Annotated in this window: 17 protein-coding genes; 8 read left to right on the forward strand and 9 right to left on the reverse strand. The window is 71.4% G+C overall.

Annotation, left to right across the window (positions count from 1 at the left end):
• Window positions 1-373 precede the first annotated feature (373 nt).
• The gene (locus JYK02_RS31585; protein WP_242589422.1) at window positions 374-1,576 is read right to left on the reverse strand and encodes a polysaccharide deacetylase family protein; all 1,203 of its coding nucleotides are present in this window, start codon (window positions 1,574-1,576) and stop codon (window positions 374-376) included.
• Window positions 1,577-1,687: 111 nt separating this feature from the next.
• Here JYK02_RS31585 and JYK02_RS31590 point away from each other — a divergent pair, with 111 nt between their 5' ends.
• The 4 genes from JYK02_RS31590 to JYK02_RS31605 all read left to right on the forward strand — a co-directional run bounded on the left by JYK02_RS31590 (window position 1,688) and on the right by JYK02_RS31605 (window position 5,209).
• A complete protein-coding gene (locus tag JYK02_RS31590) occupies window positions 1,688-2,566 on the forward strand; it encodes an ABC transporter substrate-binding protein (RefSeq protein ID WP_207056584.1) in 879 nt (292 codons plus the stop codon).
• Window positions 2,563-3,357 carry an ABC transporter ATP-binding protein gene (locus tag JYK02_RS31595; RefSeq protein WP_207056586.1) on the forward strand — a complete coding sequence of 265 codons (795 nt, stop codon included), beginning with the start codon at window positions 2,563-2,565 and terminating at the stop codon, window positions 3,355-3,357. The genes JYK02_RS31590 and JYK02_RS31595 overlap by 4 nt, the downstream gene beginning before the upstream one ends.
• Window positions 3,354-4,289, forward strand: a complete 936-nt coding sequence (locus JYK02_RS31600) for an iron chelate uptake ABC transporter family permease subunit (protein ID WP_207056588.1) — start codon at window positions 3,354-3,356, stop codon at window positions 4,287-4,289. The genes JYK02_RS31595 and JYK02_RS31600 overlap by 4 nt, the downstream gene beginning before the upstream one ends.
• Before the next feature lie 86 nt (window positions 4,290-4,375).
• Window positions 4,376-5,209 carry a tetratricopeptide repeat protein gene (locus JYK02_RS31605; RefSeq protein WP_207056590.1) on the forward strand — a complete coding sequence of 278 codons (834 nt, stop codon included), beginning with the start codon at window positions 4,376-4,378 and terminating at the stop codon, window positions 5,207-5,209.
• A gap of 21 nt (window positions 5,210-5,230) precedes the next feature.
• On the opposite strand, the gene JYK02_RS31610 is transcribed toward JYK02_RS31605, so the two are convergent.
• The 3 genes from JYK02_RS31610 to JYK02_RS31620 all read right to left on the reverse strand — a co-directional run bounded on the left by JYK02_RS31610 (window position 5,231) and on the right by JYK02_RS31620 (window position 10,172).
• Entirely contained in the window at window positions 5,231-5,449 is a 219-nt protein-coding gene (locus JYK02_RS31610) for a DUF3185 family protein (protein WP_171415907.1), read from the reverse strand.
• 51 nt (window positions 5,450-5,500) lie between these two features.
• The gene (rnr, locus tag JYK02_RS31615) at window positions 5,501-8,644 is read right to left on the reverse strand and encodes a ribonuclease R (RefSeq protein ID WP_207056591.1); all 3,144 of its coding nucleotides are present in this window, start codon (window positions 8,642-8,644) and stop codon (window positions 5,501-5,503) included.
• Window positions 8,645-8,771: 127 nt separating this feature from the next.
• The gene (locus tag JYK02_RS31620; RefSeq protein WP_207056592.1) at window positions 8,772-10,172 is read right to left on the reverse strand and encodes a protease inhibitor I42 family protein; all 1,401 of its coding nucleotides are present in this window, start codon (window positions 10,170-10,172) and stop codon (window positions 8,772-8,774) included.
• Window positions 10,173-10,334: 162 nt separating this feature from the next.
• Here JYK02_RS31620 and JYK02_RS31625 point away from each other — a divergent pair, with 162 nt between their 5' ends.
• From JYK02_RS31625 to JYK02_RS31635, 3 genes are all read left to right on the forward strand, one after another.
• Window positions 10,335-11,564 (forward strand): molybdopterin molybdotransferase MoeA, encoded by a 1,230-nt coding sequence (locus tag JYK02_RS31625; RefSeq protein WP_207056593.1) that lies wholly within the window; start codon window positions 10,335-10,337, stop codon window positions 11,562-11,564.
• A gap of 122 nt (window positions 11,565-11,686) precedes the next feature.
• Window positions 11,687-12,361, forward strand: a complete 675-nt coding sequence (ribA, locus tag JYK02_RS31630; RefSeq protein WP_207056594.1) for a GTP cyclohydrolase II — start codon at window positions 11,687-11,689, stop codon at window positions 12,359-12,361.
• 34 nt (window positions 12,362-12,395) lie between these two features.
• Window positions 12,396-13,217, forward strand: a complete 822-nt coding sequence (locus JYK02_RS31635) for an MBL fold metallo-hydrolase (protein WP_207056595.1) — start codon at window positions 12,396-12,398, stop codon at window positions 13,215-13,217.
• A gap of 5 nt (window positions 13,218-13,222) precedes the next feature.
• Here the strand turns inward: JYK02_RS31635 and lipB are convergent, their stop codons facing one another.
• From lipB to lipA, 4 genes are all read right to left on the reverse strand, one after another.
• A complete protein-coding gene (gene lipB, locus JYK02_RS31640; protein WP_207056596.1) occupies window positions 13,223-14,308 on the reverse strand; it encodes a lipoyl(octanoyl) transferase LipB in 1,086 nt (361 codons plus the stop codon).
• A complete protein-coding gene (locus tag JYK02_RS31645; protein WP_207056597.1) occupies window positions 14,305-16,002 on the reverse strand; it encodes a ClpX C4-type zinc finger protein in 1,698 nt (565 codons plus the stop codon). The genes lipB and JYK02_RS31645 overlap by 4 nt, the downstream gene beginning before the upstream one ends.
• Window positions 16,003-16,101: 99 nt before the next feature.
• Window positions 16,102-17,373: a dihydrolipoamide acetyltransferase family protein gene (locus tag JYK02_RS31650; protein ID WP_207056598.1), complete on the reverse strand. Its 1,272-nt coding sequence runs from the start codon at window positions 17,371-17,373 to the stop codon at window positions 16,102-16,104.
• Between the two features lie 44 nt (window positions 17,374-17,417).
• Complete coding sequence (gene lipA / locus JYK02_RS31655; protein ID WP_207056600.1) at window positions 17,418-18,347, reverse strand: lipoyl synthase; 930 nt, start codon at window positions 18,345-18,347, stop codon at window positions 17,418-17,420.
• A 140-nt stretch (window positions 18,348-18,487) separates the two neighbouring features.
• On the opposite strand from lipA, the gene JYK02_RS31660 reads away from it, so the two are divergent.
• On the forward strand, window positions 18,488-19,264 hold the full coding sequence (locus JYK02_RS31660; RefSeq protein WP_347402633.1) for a DUF72 domain-containing protein: 777 nt from the start codon (window positions 18,488-18,490) through the stop codon (window positions 19,262-19,264).
• A 60-nt stretch (window positions 19,265-19,324) separates the two neighbouring features.
• Here the strand turns inward: JYK02_RS31660 and JYK02_RS31665 are convergent, their stop codons facing one another.
• A complete protein-coding gene (locus tag JYK02_RS31665) occupies window positions 19,325-20,818 on the reverse strand; it encodes an OmpA family protein (protein WP_207056601.1) in 1,494 nt (497 codons plus the stop codon).
• Between the last annotated feature and the right edge of the window lie 21 nt (window positions 20,819-20,839).

The raw sequence follows: 20,839 nt of genomic DNA on the forward strand, positions 1-20,839 counted from the left end.
CTTACGGCAGACTCTTCGCGACTGGACCTATGCGTCCGAGAAGGTCCTGCGCGAACTGCGCAGCGTAGCGGCGTCACTGCTCAAACTGTGAGTTTTGGCATCAAATCCAGAGATCGGCTGGGTCGCCTCAACTAGATTGTATAAGCACGCTAGTTTGGAGGCACTATTGGAGTCGCCTTCAAGGCCGCGACGGCTACAAGACACAGGTTCGCTTTGACATCTTCGTCCTTGGCTGCTGCATCAGGTTCCAGAGGAACCTCTGACCTGCTACTTGTCAGGATCAGTAAGTCATCTCATGCGCCTTTGTGCGGGCTCATCTCCCTGACAACCGCGCGCCGGCGCGAACCCCGGCGCGCGGCTGCAACACGGCGGCTCAGTACGGCACGAGCACGAAGTCGTCCACGTACACGGTGCCCTGATCCGAGCCGGAGTCGTCCATCAGGTAGATGTCATCCACCGTGCCGGACGTCGCGCCCAGCGTGGTCAGCGGGATGGAGATCTTCTGCCAGGTCCCCGCCGCGATGGGGTGCCCCAGCGCCGTCTCCAGGTTGATGCTGCCCAGCGGCGTGCCGCCGTTGTAGAGCGCCAGCCGCACCTGCTGCCCGCCCGCCGTGCCTCCGTGCACCCAGAGGTCGATGGACTGGTACAGCGACAGGTCCAGGCCCGTATGGTGGAACATCAGCGCCTCCCAGTAGTCCGGCTCGAAGCCCACCGCCGTGGAGCCGGAGTGCACCGTGACGGCCTGGTCCAGGTCGTGCGTCGCCCAGCTCCAGTCCTGGAAGCCGCTGCCCATGGCGTCGTCGTAGACGACCGTGCCCACCGACGGCGGCGCCTCCGTGACGCCGTCCGACAGCGCCAGGCCCTGCTCCACCGTCACGGTGCGGATGCCGGACGACTTCACGTAGCTGAGGATGCTGGTGAAGTTCGTCGTCTTGTACTGCGTCTCCCGCGTGGGCGTGCCGCTGGTGAACTCGTGGAAGAGGATGATGAGCCAGCTCTTCTCCGCGATGGCCTGGTTGATCCACCCCTTCACCTGCGCCACCGTCACCGCGCTCGACACGTCGTTGGCGCGCAGCTCGTAGACGACCGTGTCCTTGAAGTTGCGGCCCGCGTTGATGGTGCGGTGGCTCGCGTACTCCGTCTTCAGTGCCGTCATCACCGTCGCGTTGTACGCGCCGTAGGGTGACGCGAAGTCCTTGCCGCACGCCGCCCCCACGTTCGCCTGCAGCCACGCGCGCGAGTCGTGCAGCTCCGACGTCAGCTGCGCGGCCGTCAGCGTGGTGAGGTCCGCGTGCGTACGCGTGTGGCTGGCGATCTCGTTGCCCTCCGCCTTGAGCGTCTGCACCTGCGCGAGGGTCATGTAGCCCCCCCAGCCCTGGGCGACGGCGTCGGTGACCAGGTAGTACGTGGCGGGGATGGCTCGCGACTTCAGCGCCGGCCTCGCCAGCGTGTACTGCGTGCTCCAGCCGTCATCCAACGTGATGGAGATCATCCCTTCCGCGAACGGCGACGCGGCAAGGGCCGAGGAAGTGCAAAGCAACGCCGCGGCGCAGAGCGCGCGCGAAGACCAGTTCATCCAAGCCATGTCCGGGTATTCCCCCTGTGAGGAGCTCCCAGGATATGCGCGCTCCCCCAGCGAAACCCAGACGCCGCTTCCTCCGACCCGCGTGCTAGAAGTCGGCCGCCCATGAGTCTCTTCCGCCTCCCCTCCCTGCTGTGCGTGGTGCTCGCGCTCGCGGCGGGCTGCCAGCGTCCGGCGCCCCCTGCCCCGGAGGGCCAGGCACGGCGGATCGTCTCCCTGTCGCCGTCCGTCACGGAGACGCTCTTCGCCCTGGGCGCGGGCGCGCAGGTCGTGGGCGTGTCCGACTACACCGCCCTGCCCCAGGGCACGCCCGCCCTGCCCCGGGTGGGCACCACGTTCGCGCCCAACTTCGAGGCCATCGCGAGGCTCAAGCCCACGCTGCTCGTGGATCAGCAGGTGAAGCAGGCCCCGGCGGAGGCGCTCGCCGCGCTGGCGCCGCTGAAGGTGCTGCCCTGGACGTCGCTCCAGGAGGTGGTGGGGAGCGTGAAGGAGCTGGGCCGGCTGAGCGGTCATGAGCCCCAGGCAACGGCACTCGCGGAGAAGCTGGACCGCACGCTGTCACGGCCCGCGCCCAAGGACGCGCCCCGCGTGCTGCTCGTCCTGGGCGACGCCGCGGGCACGCTGTCGGAGGTCTGGTACATGAAGCGCGCGTCGCTGCACGGCGCCGCGCTGGAGGCCGCGGGCGCGCGCAACGCCGTCTCCGACGAGCGCACCGGGCCGCCCAACCTGTCGCTGGAGGGGGTCATCGCGCTGGATCCGGACGCGGTGCTGGTGCTCGTCAACGTGCCCGCGCTGGACGCCGCGCAACAGGCCCAGGTCCTGGCCCCGTGGAGGCAGCTCACCGCGCTGCGCGCCGCGCGGGAGGACCGGGTGCGGCTGGTCATCGGTTCCGACGTGCAGTCCACCGGGCCCGCCATCCTCGACGTCGTCGAGCGGCTTCGCGCCGCCCTGGGCACCCTGCCCTCCCCGCCCCCATCGCCATGACGGCCGGCCTGACGCTGGACGCGGTGACGGTGCGGGCGCGGGGACGGACGCTGCTGGACGGCGTGTCCCTGCGCGTGGCCCCGGGAGACTTCGTCGCCATCGTCGGGCCCAACGGCGCGGGCAAGTCCACGCTGCTGCGCGTGGCGCTGGGCCTGCTGCGGCCGGACTCAGGCCATGCGCTCGTGGACGGCCAGGACGTGTCGGGGCTCGCCCCCCGGGCGCGCGCGGCGCGGCTCGCGTGGCTGCCCCAGCGGCTGGAAGCGGCGGAGCCCATCACCGCGCTGGAGCAGGTCGTCTCCGCGCGCTACCGCTTCCCCGAGTCCCGCCGCGCCTCCGAGACGGCGGCGCACAAGGCGCTCGCGGAGGTGGGCGCCGCGTCCTTCGCCATGCGGCCCATCACGGAGCTGTCCGGCGGCGAGCGCCAGCGCGTGGCGGTGGCGGGGCTGCTCGCGCAGGAGACCCCGCTGGTACTGCTGGACGAGCCCGCCAACTTCCTGGACCCCGCGCACCAGTTGGAGCTGTACACGCGCATGGGCCACCTCTGGCGCGCCGGACGCGGCATCCTCTGCGTCACCCACGACGTCAACGTGCTCACCCACGCCCGCGCGCCGGGCAGCTCCGCGCCCCGCGTCGTCGGGCTGTTCCAGGGCCGCGTGGCGTTCGAGCTGCCGTACGACGCGCCCGAGCTGGGGGACCGCCTGGGCGAGCTGTTCGGCGTGCGCATGCACGCGACGTCCGTGGACGGCCACCGCGTCTTCGTGGGACTGCCCCGCAGCGGAGGCTCCCCGTGAAGGTCTGGATCCTGCTGGCCGTCTGCCTGGCCGCGTGCGCGGTGGCGCCGTTCATCGGCCCGGGGTTCACCGCCGACTCGGCGGACTTCGTCCTCTGGCAGCTGCGCGTGCCCCGCACGCTGATGGCCATGCTGGTGGGCGGCACGCTGTCGCTCGTGGGCGCCGTGTACCAGTCCCTCTTCGCGAACCCGCTGGCCGCGCCCAGCACCGTGGGCACCACGGCGGGCGCCACCCTGGGCGCGCTGGTGGCCATTATCCTGGGGGCCCGGCTCGCTCCGAGTGGATTTCCGTTCATCACCGCCGCGGCCTTCGTGGGGGCGATGGGCGTCAGCCTGGTGGTGGCCGCCATCGCCGCGGGCCGCCGCGTGCGGATGAACGACGTGGTGCTCGCCGGCATCGCCTGCTCCATGGCGGCGGGGGCCCTCTCCACCGGCTTGCAGTTCACCGCGGACTCCGCGGAGCTGACGGCCGCCCTGCGCTGGTCCCTGGGCCACCTGCCGCAGGTGGGCTACACGGGCGTGCTGCTCCTCACGCCGTTCGCGGCCGTCACGCTCGTGGGGCTGCTCGCCCTCACCCGCGCGCTGGAGGTCTTCATCGCGGGCGAGGATCACGCCGAGTCCCAGGGCGTCCCCGTCCGCCGCGTGCGCACGGTGGCCATCGGCCTGGGGGCGCTGGGGGTGGCCGCCTGCGTGGCGTGGTGTGGCCCCATCGCCTTCGTGGAGCTCATCGTCCCGCACGTCGTGCGCCGGACGCTGGGGGTGAGCCGCCGCGTGCTGCTGCCCGGCTCCGTGGTGGTGGGGGCCGCGTTCCTCGCGTTGTGCGATGCGTCGGCGCGGCTGATCCTCCCTGGGCGTGAATTGCCCGTGGGAGTGGTGACAGCCGCCCTGGGCGCGCCCCTGCTCGTCTCCCTGGTCGCGCGCGCCCGCTCCTGAAGCCGAGCCGAGTTCGGGTATATTCCGCGCCATGTGGGGCCCCCGCCTGGGACGTGCCCCTGGAACCTCTACGAAAGGCTTTGGGCATGAAGCGGCTGGGTAGCGTGGGTTTGATGCTGGGAATGCTGACCCTGGGCGGGTCCTTCGGCTGCGGTGACGAGAAGGCGGAGAAGGCCAAGGAGCACCGGGTCAAGGGCACCAACTTCCTCGCCGACAAGAACTACGCGGAGGCGGTGAAGGAGTACGAGGAGTCGCTGAAGATCGACCCGACCCAGGAGAAGGTCTGGGAGAAGAAGGCCTTCGCGCACATGCAGGCGGGCCAGACGGACCTGGCCGCGCAGTCCGCGCTGAAGCTGGTGGACTTCGCGAAGACGCCCCAGGACAAGTCCGACGCCTACCGCAACGTCGCGGCGATGTACGCGAAGAACGGCCCGCTGGAGAAGGCGGAGCAGTACTTCCAGGAGTGCCTGAAGATCAACCCGAAGGACACCGACGCGCTCAGCTGGATCGCCGAGGTCCACGCCCAGCGCGGTGGCGCCCGCTCCATGTCCGCCCCGGCGGTCCCCTCGGAGCTGGACCTGGCGCTGAAGACGTATGACCAGGTCATCGCCATCAACCCGGACCTGCCCAACACGTACCTGAACAAGCGCATCGTGATGTTCAAGTACATCGAGCACGAGAAGGCGCTGCAGCAGGCCGCGGAGCAGGAGGCCGTCGAGGCCGCCACGCCGCCCAAGCCGGAGAAGGGCAAGAAGGCCGTCGTGGATCCGCAGGCCGCCGAGCGCGTCGCCGCCGCCAAGGCCAGCGCCGAGGCTCACGCCAAGCGCATCACGGAGCTGACGGCCCAGGCCAACGAGTCCACCAAGCAGTTCGGCGAGGCGACCAAGCGCGCCAAGGCCGCGCAGGCTTCGAACAAGTAGTCCGGGTGGTGGGGACGGGGCCTAACGCCGGCCTCGTCCTCCCCCGAAGAGGGCCAGCAGGATGCCGCCCACGAGCGCGGCGCCGCCGCCCGCGACGTACAGCGTGGTCTGCTCGGTGTTGCGGCCGGTGATGAGCTCGGTGGCGCGTTCGGTGAGTGAGTCCCGCGCCTTGAGCCCGGTGAACAGCAGCACCCCGCCCGCCACCGCCAGCATCAACCCCACGATTCGCACAGCACCCACACAGCCTCCTTGAGTGGAACGGCGGCGAGGCCGGAAGGTCCGGCCCCGCGTTCAGCGCTTGCGCTTGCCCGGGGCACCGCGTCCCGGCTTCTTGCCCGCGCCCTTCGACCCGCCGGCCTTCTTCCCCGGCGAAGCCTTCTTCGAGGGCTTCGCCCGAGCACTCGCGCCCGAGGCCGCCTTGCGGACCTTCTTGGACGCGCCCGCGCGGCCCGGAGCCGCCCCCGTGGAGAGCTGCCCCCGCTGCGCGGCGAGCGCACGGATCCGGTCGAAGCCCGGGTGCGGTGAAGCGGCTGGAGCGCTGTCGTCGCCGCCAAAGGCCGGCGTGAAGTCCGCGCGAGGCGGAGCGGCCTCGTCATCGAAGCGGTCCGCGCCAGACGGCGCCTCCGAGGTGCTTTCCTCGGACGGGGGCAGCGCGGGACGGATGACCTTGCGCTTGCCCTTGGCCGGAGTGGCCGGCTCCGCCTTCGGTGCGGGGGCCTCTTCCGTACGGGCCTTCAGGAAGCGGGAGGTGGAACGCGCGGGGGCGGCCTCCTCGCGGCGACCTTCCCGGCTGAACCGCCCGCGCGGACGCGGCCGGGCCGTTTCTTCCTCCGAAGTGCCGTACCCGGAGAGCGCCGCGGCGTCCTCCGACGCGACGTCCTCGGCCGTGGGCGGCTGCCACCCCTTCACTCCGAACGGCGTCTGCTCCGCCTCCGCCATCGACTTCCACTGGTCCGCGTCGGAGGCCTCCGCCGCACCGGGCTTCCGCCACGGCGTGCGGCCCGTCTTCGCGGCCTGGCGCTCGTGACGGGCCCCGGCGTGACGGCCCGGCGCTTCGTTCACGGACTCGCGGCGGCGCAGCGTCGGCCGCGCTCCGGTGGCACTCGGCAGCGGCGCCTCGTCTTCGAACTGGAGCGCCTCGAAGTCGATCTTCCGCGACGTCGTGTTCGCGGACAGCAGCCGCACGCGCAGCTTCTGCCCCACGCGCACGCGCCGGCCATTCGAATACACGAGCGAGTGCGTCCGCTTGTCCAGCTTGGAGCCCGGCCCCAGCGTCTCCGCCTTCACCAGGCCCTCGACGTGGACCTCGTCCAGCTCCACGAAGAAGCCGAACTCGGCGATGCCCGCCACCGTCGCGTCGAACTCCTCGCCCACGCGGTCCTTCATCATCAGGGCCGCGTAGAACGCCACCACCTCGCGCTCCACCGTCATGGCCGCGCGCTCGCGCTCCGAGCACTGCTGCGCCATGCCCTCCAGCCGCTCCTCCTCGCGCTCCAGCTGCGACTCCGACGGCCGCTTGCCCTTGCGCGCCCACACCGCCTTCAGGATGCGGTGCACCAGCAGGTCCGGATACCGCCGGATGGGCGACGTGAAGTGCAGGTAGTTCTCCGCCGCCAGGCCATAGTGGCCCACGCGCGTCGACGTGTAGACGGCCTGCATCATGGAGCGCAGCAACAGCTGGTTCAGGGCCCGCTGCTCCGGGTGTCCCTCCAGCTGCGTGATGAACGCGTCCAGCTCCTTGGACGACACGCCGTCTTCCACGTTCAGGTGGAAGCCGTACGCCTCCGCCAGGACGGCGAACGCGGCCAGCTTCTCCGGGTCCGGCTCGCCGTGGAACCGGTACACCGTGGGCAGGCCCTCGTCCTGGAAGTACGTCGCCACCGCCTCGTTGGCGGCCAGCATGCACTCCTCGATGAGCCGGTGGCTGTCCTTGCGCTCGCGCTTCTCCATGCGCAGCGGGATGCCGTCCTCGCCCAGGACAATCTTGTGCTCGGGCACGTCGAAGTCGATGGCGCCTCGCGCCTTGCGCATGGCCATCAGCGAGCGCGCCAGCGCCATCAGCTGCTCGAACTGCGGCTTGAGGAAGTTGCGGTGCGGCACGTCCTTGCCGTCCAGGACGTCCTGCACCTCGTTGTACGTGCAGCGCGCCACGCTGCGCATCACCGCCGGGTACAGCTCGTGCGAGCGGCGCTGGCCGTGGCGGTCGAACGTCATGTCCGCCACCATGCACAGCCGGTCCTCGTCCGGACGCAGCGAGCAGATGCCGTTGGACAGCCGCTCCGGCAGCATGGGCAGCACGCGGTCCGGCAGGTACACCGACGTCGCGCGGTTGAGCGCTTCGGCATCCAGCGCGGTGCGCTCCTTCACGTAGTGCGACACGTCCGCGATGGCCACCACCAGCCGCCAGCCCCCGGCTATCGGCTCCGCGTAAACGGCGTCGTCGAAGTCGCGCGCGTCCTCGCCGTCGATGGTGATGAGCGGCATCTGCCGCAGGTCGCGGCGGTTGCCCTCCGTGGCCTCCGCCTCCGTGACCGTCACCGCGAAGGCGTCCGCCTCGTCCATCACCTCCGGCGGGAACTCGTCGGAGAAGCCATGGGCGAAGGCCGAGCCCAGCACCTCCGCGCTCGGGTCGCCCGGCCGGCCCAGCGAGCCGGCCACCTCACCGAACAGCCCCTGCCCGGGCTCCAGCAGGTCCGCGCCCACGCCCAGCCGCACCTTCACCAGGTCGCCGTCGCGCGCCATCTGCGTCGGCGGCACGCGGATGGGGCCCGGGAGGTTCGTGTCCGTGGTCATGACCAGCGAGTGCCGGCCCTGCGCCACGTACGTGCCCACCGCCAGCTCACGCCGCCGGCTGATGACGCGCGCCAGCCGGCCCTCGAAGCGGCCCGGCCGTCCCGCGACCTCCACGAGGACGCGGTCGTTGTCGAGCGCCCGCTGCGCCTCGCCGGGCGGCAGGAAGATGTTCTCGCCCTCGCCCGACACCGGGTGCACGAAGCCGAAGCCGTCCCGGTGCATGTGGAGGATGCCCTCCACCATGGGCTGCCCGGACTCCTCGAAGCGGTCGTCCCGGAAGCCACGCTGGAGCGAGCGCCGGAAGTCGCCGCCGCGGACACCCGGACGGTCCTCCCGGAAGCCGCCCCGGCGCTCCTCGCGCCCGCTGCCTGGCGTGGGGCCGCGCTTCTTGAAGGGAGGCGTGGACGGGTCCCGGCGGGCTTCGAAGCCTTCGTCGGGCGCCCGGGGCGTGCGCGGGCCTTCCAGGCGGAAGCGCTTGCCGTCCTTGACGATGGCGCCCGCGCGCACCAGCTCTCGCAGGGCGCGCTTGAGGTCGGTCTGCTGGCCGGGGTTCAAACCTCCCAGGCGAAGGAGTTCCTTCAGGCCCAGGGGGTGATCGGCTTCGGCGAGCAGCTGTCGGATATGGTCTTGGGAAATGCTCACGGTGGGGACGCGGCAAGGCCGCTGAGGGAACGGGTAAGCCCGAAGGGTGCGGGCGGGAACCCCCCGGCCCCCATTCGCCCTCCCCAGGTGACCTTGCGGTCCGGGGAGGGCCCGTGCGTCCAGGCCCTCAGGGCTTGACGGTGACGTTGATCTTGAAGGAGCGCTCCACCACGCCCGGCGTGAACGCCTTGGCGAGGAAGAACTCCACTTCGAAGCTGCCGGGGTTGCGCGGCGTGAAGAAGAACTCGCGGGTGGCCGGGCTGCCGTTGGGACCCGGCTCGAAGTTGGCCTCGCGCAGACCCACGCGCTTGGCCAGCGTGGGCTCGATGGCCCAGGTGGAGCCGGGCTGCTCCTGCAGGCGCACGGTGAGGCCGTGGTTGAGCTTCACGTCCACGGACGTGGGCACCTCGCCCTCGATGTGGACCAGCTCCATCTCGTCGCGCGACACCGAGCGGGCCTCGGACGGACGCGGCTCCACGGTCTCCGCCGTGATGCGGCCGCCCCAGCCGGACGTCTTGTCCACCACGCCCGTCACCTGGAGCGTCTGCCCCACGTGCTTGCGCAGGCTCTTCACGGCCGCCTTGCCTTCAATCGCGAAGGACACCTGCTGGCGCGTGCCGCCGTTGGACACGACGAGCACGAAGTCCTCGCCCATCATCTCCAGGTTGCCCCGGATGCTGGCGAAGCCCTTGACGCCCGCGCCCATGCCCGCGGCGATGGCCATGGAGACCTCGCCGGGCGACAGGTAGCGCAGCTTCGGCTCCGTGTCCGCGGGCGGCGGCGCGACCTCTTCCACCTCGGGCTTCTTGGCGGAGTACTTGCGCACCTCCACCACGCCGCTGTGGTTGGTGGTCTTCTTGATGAGGCCGACCACGGAGACCTTGTGGTCCACGTACGCCGGCAGCACTTCCTGATCCGGTCCCTGGAGCAGGAACGTCAGCTCGCGCTTGTCGCGGCCGACGACGACCAGGTGGGGCATCTCGCCGCTGAGGATGAGGCGGCCCTTGAGGCTGCCCTCCCCCATCACGCCGCGGCCTTCGCCGGCCGTGAGCAGCTGCTCCATCTCACGCTTCGTGAGCGGCTCGCCGACGGGCGGCAGCTTCGTGGCGCGCGGACGCGGCTTCTCCACCTGGGGGCCGGCGGGGACGGCCGACGGGGCCTTGCCCCCCGCCTTGCCAGCGCCCTTCTTGCCAGCGGCGGCAGGCGCGGGGGCCGCGGCCTTCGCGGCGGCCTTGCCAGCCTTCGCGGGAGGCGCCGGGGGCGCGGGAGGCGCCGCCTTGCCCGCCGCCTTCTTGGCGGCCGCGGGGGCCTTCTCCACCTTCTCCGCCACCGCCTTCTTCGCCGCCGCGACCTTTCCCTTCGCCCCTTCCGCCACCGCCTTGACGACCTTCGTCGCGGCCGTCGCCACCTTCTTGGAGGCGTTTCGGATCAGATCCAGGCGGGCCGCGTTGTCCTTCTTCGCGGCAGGCTTCGCACCGGCTTTTGCAGCGGGAGTCGGCTTCTTCGCCCCGGACTTGGGCTTGGCCATCGACGCTGTCTCCTTGGAAATTTCCCGTGTGCTATCAACGGGTTGGCGGGACGCCCCTGCTGTTGGACGCGAGCCTCGCGATCACGGTTGCTTGTAACGATGATCAGCTGGGCTGTCAAACTAACACTTGATTTTCCCACGGACTTTGGGTGGGAAAACATCATGAGTGACGCCCCCGCATTGCTGCCGGTGGAGGAGGCCCGAGCGCGGATCCTCGGGCTGTGCACGCCACTGCCCACCGAGTGGGTGCCCGGAGATGACGCCCTGGGCCGCGCGCTGGCCGAGGACGTCCTCGCCCGCCGCACGCTGCCCCCCTGGGACAACTCCGCCATGGACGGCTACGCGGTGCGCGCCCGGGACCTGGCGGGCCCCCTGCCCGTGCGCCTCGCCGTGGGCGAGACGGTGTTCGCCGGCAGGCGCCCCACCCGTGAGGTCGTCCCCGGCACCTGCGCGCGGATCATGACAGGCGCCCCCCTGCCCCCGGGCGCGGACGCGGTGGTGATGCGCGAGCGCACCCGCGCCGTGCCGGACGCCCCGGACGCCGTGGAGATATTGGAGGCCGTGGAGCCGGGGAACTTCATCCGCCCCCGGGGCGAGGACGCCAAGGAAGGCGACGTGCTGCTGCGGCGCGGCACCCCGCTGGGCATCCCGGAGCTGGGCCTCGTGTGGGCGCAGGGCCAGGGCACGGTGCCGGTGCCCCGCCGGCCGCGCGTGGCGGTGCTGTCCACCGGCGACGAGCTGTGCCGCGTGGACGAGCCCCCCGGCGACGGCATCGTGGACGTCAACGCCCCCGCGCTGGCCCTGGCGGTGCGGCGCGCGGGCGGCATCCCCACGCTCCTGGGCATCGCCCGGGACACGCGGGAGGCCGTCCAGGAGGCCCTGTCGCGCGTGGAGGGCTTCGACGTGGTCCTCACCAGCGCCGGCGTCTCCGTGGGTGACCACGACTTCGTGAAGGACGCCCTGGAGGCCCTGGGCGTGGAGCAGCGCTTCTGGCGCGTGGCCATCAAGCCCGGCAAGCCGCTGGTGGTGGGCCAGCGGGGCCACACCCTGTTCCTGGGCCTGCCCGGCAATCCCACGTCGTCGCTGGTGACCTTCGAGCTCTTCGTGCGCCCCGCCCTGCGCCGGCTCCAGGGGCTCACGGACGTGGAGCCCCCGCGCGTCTCCGGCCGCCTGGAGGGGCGCCTGTCGAAGGCCCCGGGGCTTGCCCACTTCGTGCGCGTCACGGCCACCTGGCGGGCGGGCGAGCTGTGGGCGAAGCCCCTGGGGACTCAGACGTCGGGGGCCCTGCGTTCAGCTTCGGCAGCCACACATTTGCTTCACTTCCCCCACGACGCTAGCAGCCTGACTGATGGCTCCCATGTGGAGCTGCTCCCCCTGTCGTGGGTCGCTTGAGCAACGCAGTCCACGTCCGCCGCATCCAAACAGGCGGGTTTCACCACACCCCTCCGGGTGTCACCTTGACTTGCATCCAGGGGGGCGAGAAGTAACAGCCCCCTACTGGGAGACGACCTACCATGTCCGACACGCGCTCACCCCAGGTCCTGCCGACCCGCAAGCCGACCCAGCACCTGGAGCGGTACTCGGAGGCGGACGTGCCCACGGCCCGCGGGGTCCTGAAGACCATCGTCTTCCGCGACAAGCGCAACGGGCGCGAGCACGTGGCGCTGGTGGTGGGCGAGCCCAAGGGCCTGGAGGGGGTGCCGGTGCGCATCCACTCCGAGTGCCTCACGAGCGAGGTCTTCGGCAGCCTCAAGTGCGACTGCCGCGAGCAGCTGGACCGGGCCCTGGACTTCGTGGCCCAGAACGGGCTGGGCGTGGTGCTGTACCTGCGCCAGGAGGGCCGGGGCATCGGCCTGGGCAACAAGATCAAGGCCTACGCCCTGCAGTCCAAGGGGCTGGACACCTACGAGGCCAACCGGCAGCTCGGCTTCGCGGACGACTTGCGCTCGTATGACATCGCTGCGGAAATGCTGCGGTCGCTGGATGTGCGGTCGGTGGACCTGATCACCAACAATCCGCTGAAGATCGCCGGGCTGGTGGAGGAAGGCGTGGCGGTCCGGCGCCGAATCCCTTCCCGGACCGAGCACAATCCGCATAACGTCGACTATTTGAAGACGAAGCGCGAGCGTACGGGGCACCTGATTGAGCTCTTCGCGGAGGACGACGACACCGAAGCCAAGGCCGGCTGAGCGCCCGGTCCGGCGGAGCACCGCGCGCTTCGAGGTGCGCTTCTGGGGGGTGCGCGGTTCCATCCCCGCACCCGGCCCCGCGACGAAGCGCTACGGCGGCAACACGCCGTGCGTGGAGGTCCGCTGCGGGGACGAGCTGCTCATCTTCGACCTGGGCTCCGGAGCGCGAGGCCTGGGAGATGCGCTGGTGGCGACGCGAAAGCCCGTCAAGGCGTCCATCTTCATCTCGCACTACCACTACGACCACCTGCAGGGCCTGCCGTTCTTCTCGCCGATGTTCAATCCGGCGAACGACGTGACGCTGTACGGGTCGCCTCGGGACGGCAAATCGCTCAAGCAGATATTGGCCGGGCAGATGGTGCACCCCTACTTCCCGGTGACGGCGGAGGACGTGTTCCGCACGCGCCTGGCGTACCGGGACGTGGTGGTGGGCGAGGACATCCCGGTGGGCAAGGCCACGGTGCGCACGCTGGAGCTGAACCACCCGGGCGGCAACGTGGGCTACCGGGTGGACTTCGGCGGGCGCTCGCTGGTGTACGCGACGGACGTGGAGCACGGCACCGCGCTGGACGCGAAGCTGTTCGACTTCGCGCGCGGCGCGGACGCGCTCATCTACGACTCCATGTACACGGAGGACGAGTACCGCGGCCGCACCGGGCCGGCCCGCACGGGCTGGGGCCACTCCACCTGGGAGGCGGCGGTGCGCGCGGCGGACGCCAGTGAGGTGAAGCAGCTGGTGCTCTTCCACCACGACCCGGGCCGCGACGACGCGAGCATGGACAAGCTGCTGCGCGAGGTGCGCAAGCACCGCAAGGCGACCATCGCCGCGAAGGAAGCGATGGTCATCGAGCTGTAGCGGAGTTACCGCCTGGGCGCGTTGAGCGCCCGGGTCACCGTCTCGCGCAGGCCCCGGAAGGGCAGCCGCGCGAGCGCCGTGGGCACGTCCACCCACTCGAAGGCGTCGTGCTCCGGGCCCAGGCGCACCTGCGTGTCCGGCGCGGCGTGCACCGCGAAGCCGTGCTCCTCCACCAGGCGCGGCGGCAGCGCCTCCCCCAGCGCGAACGCGTGGCGGTAGGCCAGGTCCACCACGGGGAGCTGGAGCCCCGTCTCCTCCGCCACCTCGCGGCGGGCGGCCTCCACGGGGGACTCGCCCGGCTCCAGGCGCCCCGTCACCGTCTGCCAGAAGCCGCCGCGCTCCGGCGTCCGGCGCAAGAGCAGCACGCGGGCCTCGGGGCCCCGGCCGTGCACCACGGCGACGCTCACCGTGCGCAGGTCCACCGTGCCGTCCACGCGCCGGGCGTCGAAGACCTGGGTGAACTCGCGGGCGAGCGCCTCCTCCACGTCCGGGACGGACACGGGGTGGCCCAGCTCGCGCTGCATGGACGTGACGCCCGCCTCGCGGATGCCGCACGGGACGATGAGCTGGAAGTGCTCCAGGTTCGTGTTCACGTTGAGCGCGAAGCCGTGCGTGGTGAGCCAGCGCGACAGGTGCACGCCAATGGCGCCAATCTTCCGCGCGTCCGGCGAGCCCTCGTGCCCCAGCCACACACCCGGCCACTTGGGGATGGCGCCCGCCGTGAGGCCGAAGCCCGCGAGCGTCTGGATGAGGCCGCGCTCCACGTCGCGCACGTAGCGGCGCACGTCGCGGCGGTCCTCCGGCAGCAGGAGGATGGGGTAGCCCACCACCTGTCCGGGGCCGTGGTAGGTGACGTCGCCGCCCCGGTTGGTGTCGAACACCTCCACGCCTTCCTGCGCGAGGTGCGCGTCGGTGGCGGTGATGTTCTCGCGCTTCGCGGCGCGGCCCAGCGTGAGGACGGGCGGGTGCTCCAGCAGCAGCAGCGCGTCGCCGATGAGCCCCTGCAGGCGGGCCTCGCCGAACAGGTGCATCAGCTTCAGTCCGTCCTCGTACTCCACCCGGCCCAGGCGGAAGACGGTGAGCGTGTTCATGGTGATCCCTTTCGCCCCCCTCGAGGGTTGTGGGATGGCGCGGCGGGCGTCTGCGCGGCTTCCAGGCTCCAGCTGCCCGCGTAGACGCGCGACAGGAGCGCCTGGAGCTCATGCCCCGCGCGCGGGGAGCGGACCGCTTCCGCGGCGAACGCGCCCAGGACTTCTTCCGACAGCGTGACGGCCGGCTGGCGCAGGGCCAGGGAGCGGCGGGCCACCTCGACCAGCTCCGGCACCGTGGGGCGGCGCACCGGGAGCAGCACCTGCACGCGCTCCAGCAGTGACACGGGCACCAGGCCCTGCACGGCTTCGATCATTCCCGCGGTGGTGGGCACGGGCAGGCTGCCGCCCTCCCCTCGCACCCACAGGCCCAGGGACGACACGGCGCCGCGAGCGCTCATCACCACCGCGCGTTCCCGGTGGCTGGCGAGGAACGCGGTCAGCGCGGCCTGCCCGCCGGACTCCAGGCGGTCCACGTCCTCCACGAGGAGCGGCTCCGTGCCCGGCGTGGACTCCAGCGCCTCCACGGTCGTGAGCACTCCCTGGCCGCGCCGCTGGAGCGACTGGAAGAAGAGGCTCTTGCCGCAGCCTTCCGGGCCCACGAGCAGCAGGCAGCGCGCGCCCGCCTGGAGCGTGCGCTCCAGCAGGGTCTTCACCTCGTCGTGGCCCACCATCTCCACGGTTCCCGTCTGGCGGGGCTCCTCCACGACGGGCTTGCGCACGGGGGGCGGCGGGACGACGTCGCCCAGGAGGCCCTGGGACTCGCCCAGGCAGCCCTTGCAGATGAACGCACCGGCCGGACCCGCGACCAGGTCGCCGACTTCTCCACGGGGGCGGCAGCAGAACGAGCACCACGCATCCAGCGCCGGATCCGCGCGGGTCGGACCGCGCTCGATGATGCGCTTCTCGCGCCGGCGGCCCCGTGCCGGCTCAGCGTGCACGGGCGACATGTCCTCGTCCGGCGGACGCAGGAGGCCCCCGGGAACGACGACGTCTTCCGCGCCCGAGGCACGCAGCAGCCCCGTCGCAGGGGCCAGTTCATCCTCTTCCGGCGGAAGCAGCATGCCGCCCGGAACGACGACGTCGTCGTCAGGAACACTGCGCTGGCCATCCGTGCTGGCCGCAGCGGTTCCATCCGAGGCAGGCCGCGAGGCATCGCCGGATGCGACAGCGGCCAGACTCGCGGCCGATTGCCGCTGGCCACCAGAAACGGGGGTCTCGTTCTCCGCGCTCGGGCCATCGGCCTCCGCCGTGCTCGTGGAACGAGGCCCGTCATGCAGGGTGACAGCTTCGGCCGACGACGGAGCACCGATGGCGGCGATCCTTCCGGCGAGCTTCGGCAGGCCGGGCTCGCTGGGCAGCGCCGCGCCACCGGTCACGGAGGACTCCTCCAGCGTGTGCACCCGGGCGTCCGCCTTGTCGTTGAACGCGGCGGACACCTCATCGCTCCAGCTCACGGCGCGGAAGGCCATCGCGTCCTTGCCTCCGGCCATCGCCGCGGTGAAGGCGGGGCTCACGTCCGGGGCGCGGGCCTTCAGCTGGCGCGCCTGCCGCAACAACTGCGAGGCGCGCGAGGTATGCCCGGAGCGCTGGTAGAGGGCGGCGGCCTGCTCCAGGCACTCCGCCGCTCGCGTGCGGTCCCCCTGGAGCTCGGCGGTCTGCGCGGCGCGGATCAACTCACGGGGATTGTCGGCCATCGCGCGTGCCCGCCTTCAGCGTTGCTGTTCCGGAAGTCCCCCGCGTCCCGGCCGCCCCCCGGAGCTGGAGCGGTCGGGCGAGCCCCACGACGCGTGTCCTCACGCCATCGCGAGGAACAGCAGGTCCGGCGCCTCCAGGTACTTGATGATCTCGTACACGAAGCTCGCCGCGACGTCGCCGTCGATGACGCGGTGGTCGCAGGACAGCGACAGGTTCATCATGTCCCGGACGACGACCTGGTCGTTCTTCACCGCCGGGCGCTTCTTCAGCTTGTGAACGCCCAGGATGCCCACCTCGGGGTGGTTCAGGATGGGCGTGGCGAACAGGCCGCCGCTCTGCCCCAGCGAGGTGATGGTGAAGGTGCCGCCCGTCAGCTCCTCCATCTTCAGCTTGCGGTCGCGCGCCGCGACGCTCAGGCGGGAGATCTCCTTCGCCAGCTCGCCCAGCGTGAGCTGATCCGCGTTGCGCACCACCGCCACCGTGAGGCCGTCCGGCGTGGCCACCGCGATGCCGATGTTGTACTCGCCGCGCACCACCAGCTCCTGCGTCGACTCGTCGAAGTTCGCGTTGAGGTGCGGGAACTTCTTCATCGCCGCGATGGTCGCCTTCACGATGAACGGCAGGTAGGTCAGCTTCGTGCCGTCCCCTGCCGCCGCCAGCTGGCTGTTGAGCCGCGTGCGCAGCGCGACCAGGTCCGTGGCGTCCACCTCCTCCACGAACGCGAAGTGCGGCATCGTGAACTTCGAGCGCACCATCTTCTCGGCGATCTTCTTGCGCAGCCCGCGCAGCGCGATGCGCTCGTCGCCCTTGCCCGAGGACACGGGCGGCGCCGCCGGACGCGCGGCCTGGGGCGCGGGAGCCGCGACCTCGTTCTTCTTCGGCGCGCCGGTGCCACCCTCCAGCGCCGCCACCACGTCCGCCTTCGTCACGCGGCCCTGAGGCCCCGAGCCGGAGATCTCCGCCAGGTCCAGGCCGTGCTCGCGCGCCATGCGGCGCGTGACGGGCGTGGCCAGCACCTTCGTGGCGGAAGCGGGAGCCGCGGGCGCCGCCGCCTGCGCGGGGCTCGCAGCCGGAGCTCCGTGCGCCGCCGGGGCGCCATGGGCAGGGGCGGCCGCCGCGGGAGCGCTCCCCTCCAGCTCCATCGTCACCAGCAGCTGGTGCACCTTCGCCATGTCGCCCTCACGGCCGTGCGTCTTCACGACGCGGCCGGCGTGGGGGGTGGGCACGGTGACGGTGGCCTTGTCCGTCATCACCTCGCAGAGCACCTGGTCTTCCTTCACCAGGTCGCCCTCCTTGACGTGCCACTTGACGAGCTCGCCCTCCGCCACGCCTTCACCGAGGTCCGGGAGCTTGAATTCGAAAGTCGCCATGAGCGGGAGTGTCTCTCTGTGGGTTGGGGAAGGGGTGCGTCCGGTCAGCCGAGTCGCTCGACGCGCTCGCGCTCCATCAGGCCCTTCATGAAGAACTCGGCGGCGCGGTAGCTGGAGCGCACCAGCGGCCCGGACGCCACGTAGAGGAATCCGTAGGACTCCGCCAGCGTCTTGTAGGCCTCGAACTGCGCGGGCGTCACGAAGCGCTCCACGCGCAGGTGGTACTGCGACGGCTGCAGGTACTGGCCCAGCGTGAGCACGTCCACGCCCACGTCGCGCAGGTCCTTGAACGTGCGCTCCAGTTCCTCATCCGTCTCGCCCAGGCCCACCATGACGGACGTCTTGGTGTAGACCTTCTCCGGGCGGTTCTTGAGGTACTCCAGCACGCGCAGGGACTGGCGGTACGTGGCGCGGCGGTCGCGCACCGTCGGCGTCAGCCGCTCCACCGTCTCCACGTTGTGCGCCACCACGTGCGGCTTCGCCTCCGCCACCGTGGCCAGGTCCTCTTCCTTGCCCTTGAAGTCCGGGATGAGGACCTCCACGAGCGTGCGCGGGCTCTCCTTGCGCAGCTCCCGGATGGCGGACGCGAAGTGGCTGGCGCCCCCGTCCGGACGGTCGTCGCGGTTCACCGACGTGACGACGATGTACTCGAGGTTCATCTCCTTCACCGCCTGCGCCAGATGGATGGGCTCCATCGGGTCCAGCGGCGGGGGCGCCCCGACCTTCACGTGGCAGAAGCGGCAGGCGCGCGTGCACACCTCGCCCATCAGCATCACCGTGGCGGTGCCTCCGCCCCAGCACTCGGCGATGTTCGGGCAGCGGGCCTCCTCGCACACCGTGGCCAGCCCCACCCGCTTCACGATGGCCTTCACCCGCTCATAGCCCTCGCCATGCGGCAGACGCACCTTCAACCACTCGGGTTTACGGGTGCTCTCAGAGACCTGTGGGAGGGGGAACCGGTCGGGAGTCGCCATGGGTCGCGGGCCTTCTAGAGGGTGGGTGAAAGCAGGGTCAAGCGTGAAGCCCTAACGCGAGGCGTTAGCGCGGGCCAGCCTGGAGGAGAACTTCCGGCAGGTGTAACGCGGTGGACAGGGCGCGGCCACGCGGGGCGGGCGTGCCCATCCTCCAGCGCATGGCGGCCATCCACCTGGGGACCAGCGGGTACGTCTACAAGCACTGGAAGGGGCTCTTCTACCCGGACGGGCTGCCGGCCCGCCGCTGGCTCCCCTACTACGCGCGCGTGTTCTCCACCGTGGAGCTCAACGCCACGTTCTACCGCCTGCCCACGGAGGCCGCCGTGGACGGCTGGCGCGAGCAGGTGCCCCCGGGTTTCCTCTTCGCGTGCAAGGGCAGCCGCTTCCTCACGCACCTGAAGCGGCTCACGGAGGTGGGCGAGGGCGTCGAGCATTTCTTCTCGCGTGTCCTGCGCCTGGGCGGCCAGCTGGGGCCGGTCCTCTGGCAGCTTCCGCCCGGCATGACGAAGCCGGATCCGGAGCGGCTGGAGCGCTTCCTCGCCCACCTGCCGGGCGGCGTGCAGCACGTCTTCGAGTTCCGGCAGGCGGCCTGGTACCACCCGGAGGTGCTCGCCGTGCTGGAGGCGTACGGCGCGGCGGTGTGCGAGCACGACCTCGTGGACGCGCCGGTGCCCCACCCCACGGGCGGCTTCCGCTACCTGCGCTTCCACGGCGCTTCGGGGCGCTACGAGGGGCGTTACGGCCGGCGCGCGCTGCGGCGGGTGGCGGACGACTTGAACGCCTGGCGCGATGCAGGACGGACCGCGTGGGTGTTCTTCAACAACGACCTGAAGGGCCATGCGCTGCTGGACGCGTTCGACCTGGCGGAGCTGCTGGGCGAACCGCTGCACCGGCCGGAGCTGTCCGCCGTCACATAGACAGCGGCGCCCGGTCCTGGATGGGGGACCGGACGCCGCCGGGACCGCGTGCCCGGGGGATCACTGACCGAGCACCTGCACCTCGATGCGGCGGTTCTGCACGCGGCCCTGAGGGGAGTCGTTGGAGGCGATGGGATCCGCGTCACCCTCGCCACTGACTTCGATGCGGTCCTGCGGGATGCCGTCGCTCACCAGCTCGCGGCGGACGCTCTCCGCGCGGGTCTCCGACAGCTGGCGGTTGGCGTCCGCGTTGCCGGTGGAGTCCGTGAAGCCCTTGATGCGCACGCGCGTGTCGGACTTCTCCTTCAGCACGTTGCCCAGCTCGTCCACCATGCGCTTGCTCTTCGAGGTGAGCTGCGACGAGCCCGTGCGGAACTCCACGCCCTCCAGCACGAAACCCTGCTCCGCGCCCGGGCCGGAGATGGCCTCACGCAGGCTGCTGGGGTCGCTCACGCGCATCTTCTCCTGGCCGGAGCCGCCGGTGCCCGCGCTCTCCTTCTCCACGTCGCCGGAGCCGCCAGTGCCCGCGTCCTGCGCCATGCTGGAACTCTCGCCGCCCGCAGCGCCGGAGCCACCCGTGCCCGCGTCCTGCGCCGCCACGTTGGCGCCCGCGCCCGACTGACTCCCGGAGCCGCCGGTGCCTTCCGTTCCCTCCGTGCCGGAGCCACCCGTCGCGGGCGGGACCACGACAGGCGCGGGAGTCGTCGGCCGCACGGGCTCTGGCGTCTGCGCGACGCGGTCCTGCGCCGCGGGTGCTGTCGTGCGGGTCACCTGCGGGGCCCGGGTGCGGTCCGCCCGGCGTCCGCGCAGGGCGCCCCACGCGAGCACGACCAGGGCGAGCAGGGCCAGCGGAATGGCCCAGCCCGCGATGCTCTTCTTGCGCTCCGGCGGACGGTTGTAGGTCTGCCGGTGCATCGGCTCGCGCACGGTGTGGGCCTCGCGCACGGGGCCCGGCTCGCGGGCCTGGGCCACGTCGCGGTGGGGCTCGATGACCTCCGCGACGGCGTGGCGCGCACCGCCGAAGCCCAGGATGCCGCCCAGCCCGGCCGGCAGCGCGGCGGCGATGTTGTTGCGCTGGCCGTTGAGCAGTTGCATCAACCCGGACGACCCCATGCGCTGGTCGCGCACCTGCTTGCCCAGGACGCCCATCAACATGGGCGCGGCCAGGGACAACAACCGCGTCGCCGAGCCGGCGTTGCGCATCCCTCCGAAGCGCGTGAGCCCCTCGGTGATGCCGCCCAGCTTGTTGCCGAAGATGCCGCTCAGCATCCCCTTCCCGCGCTCCTCTTCCTCCATCAGCCCCTCGCCCATGCCGCCGGTGCGCGCGGGTGCGTCGGGGCCGGTGAAGCCGCCCTCGTTGAGCTTCGTCAGCAGGCGGTGGGCACCGGCCTCGTTGCCGCCCTGGTCCGCGACGCCCGCGGCCACGGCGGCGATGGCGCCCGGCAGCGCCTTGGTGGTCGCCTGCGGGTCCTCGCCCAGCGAGCCACTGATCTTCTGGAGCAATCCCTTCTGCATGAACTGTGAGCCGACTGCTTCGATCAGATTGAACGCCATGTGATGCCTCCCGGTCGGGTC

This window comes from Corallococcus macrosporus (assembly GCF_017302985.1).
Lineage (GTDB): Bacteria > Myxococcota > Myxococcia > Myxococcales > Myxococcaceae > Corallococcus > Corallococcus macrosporus_A.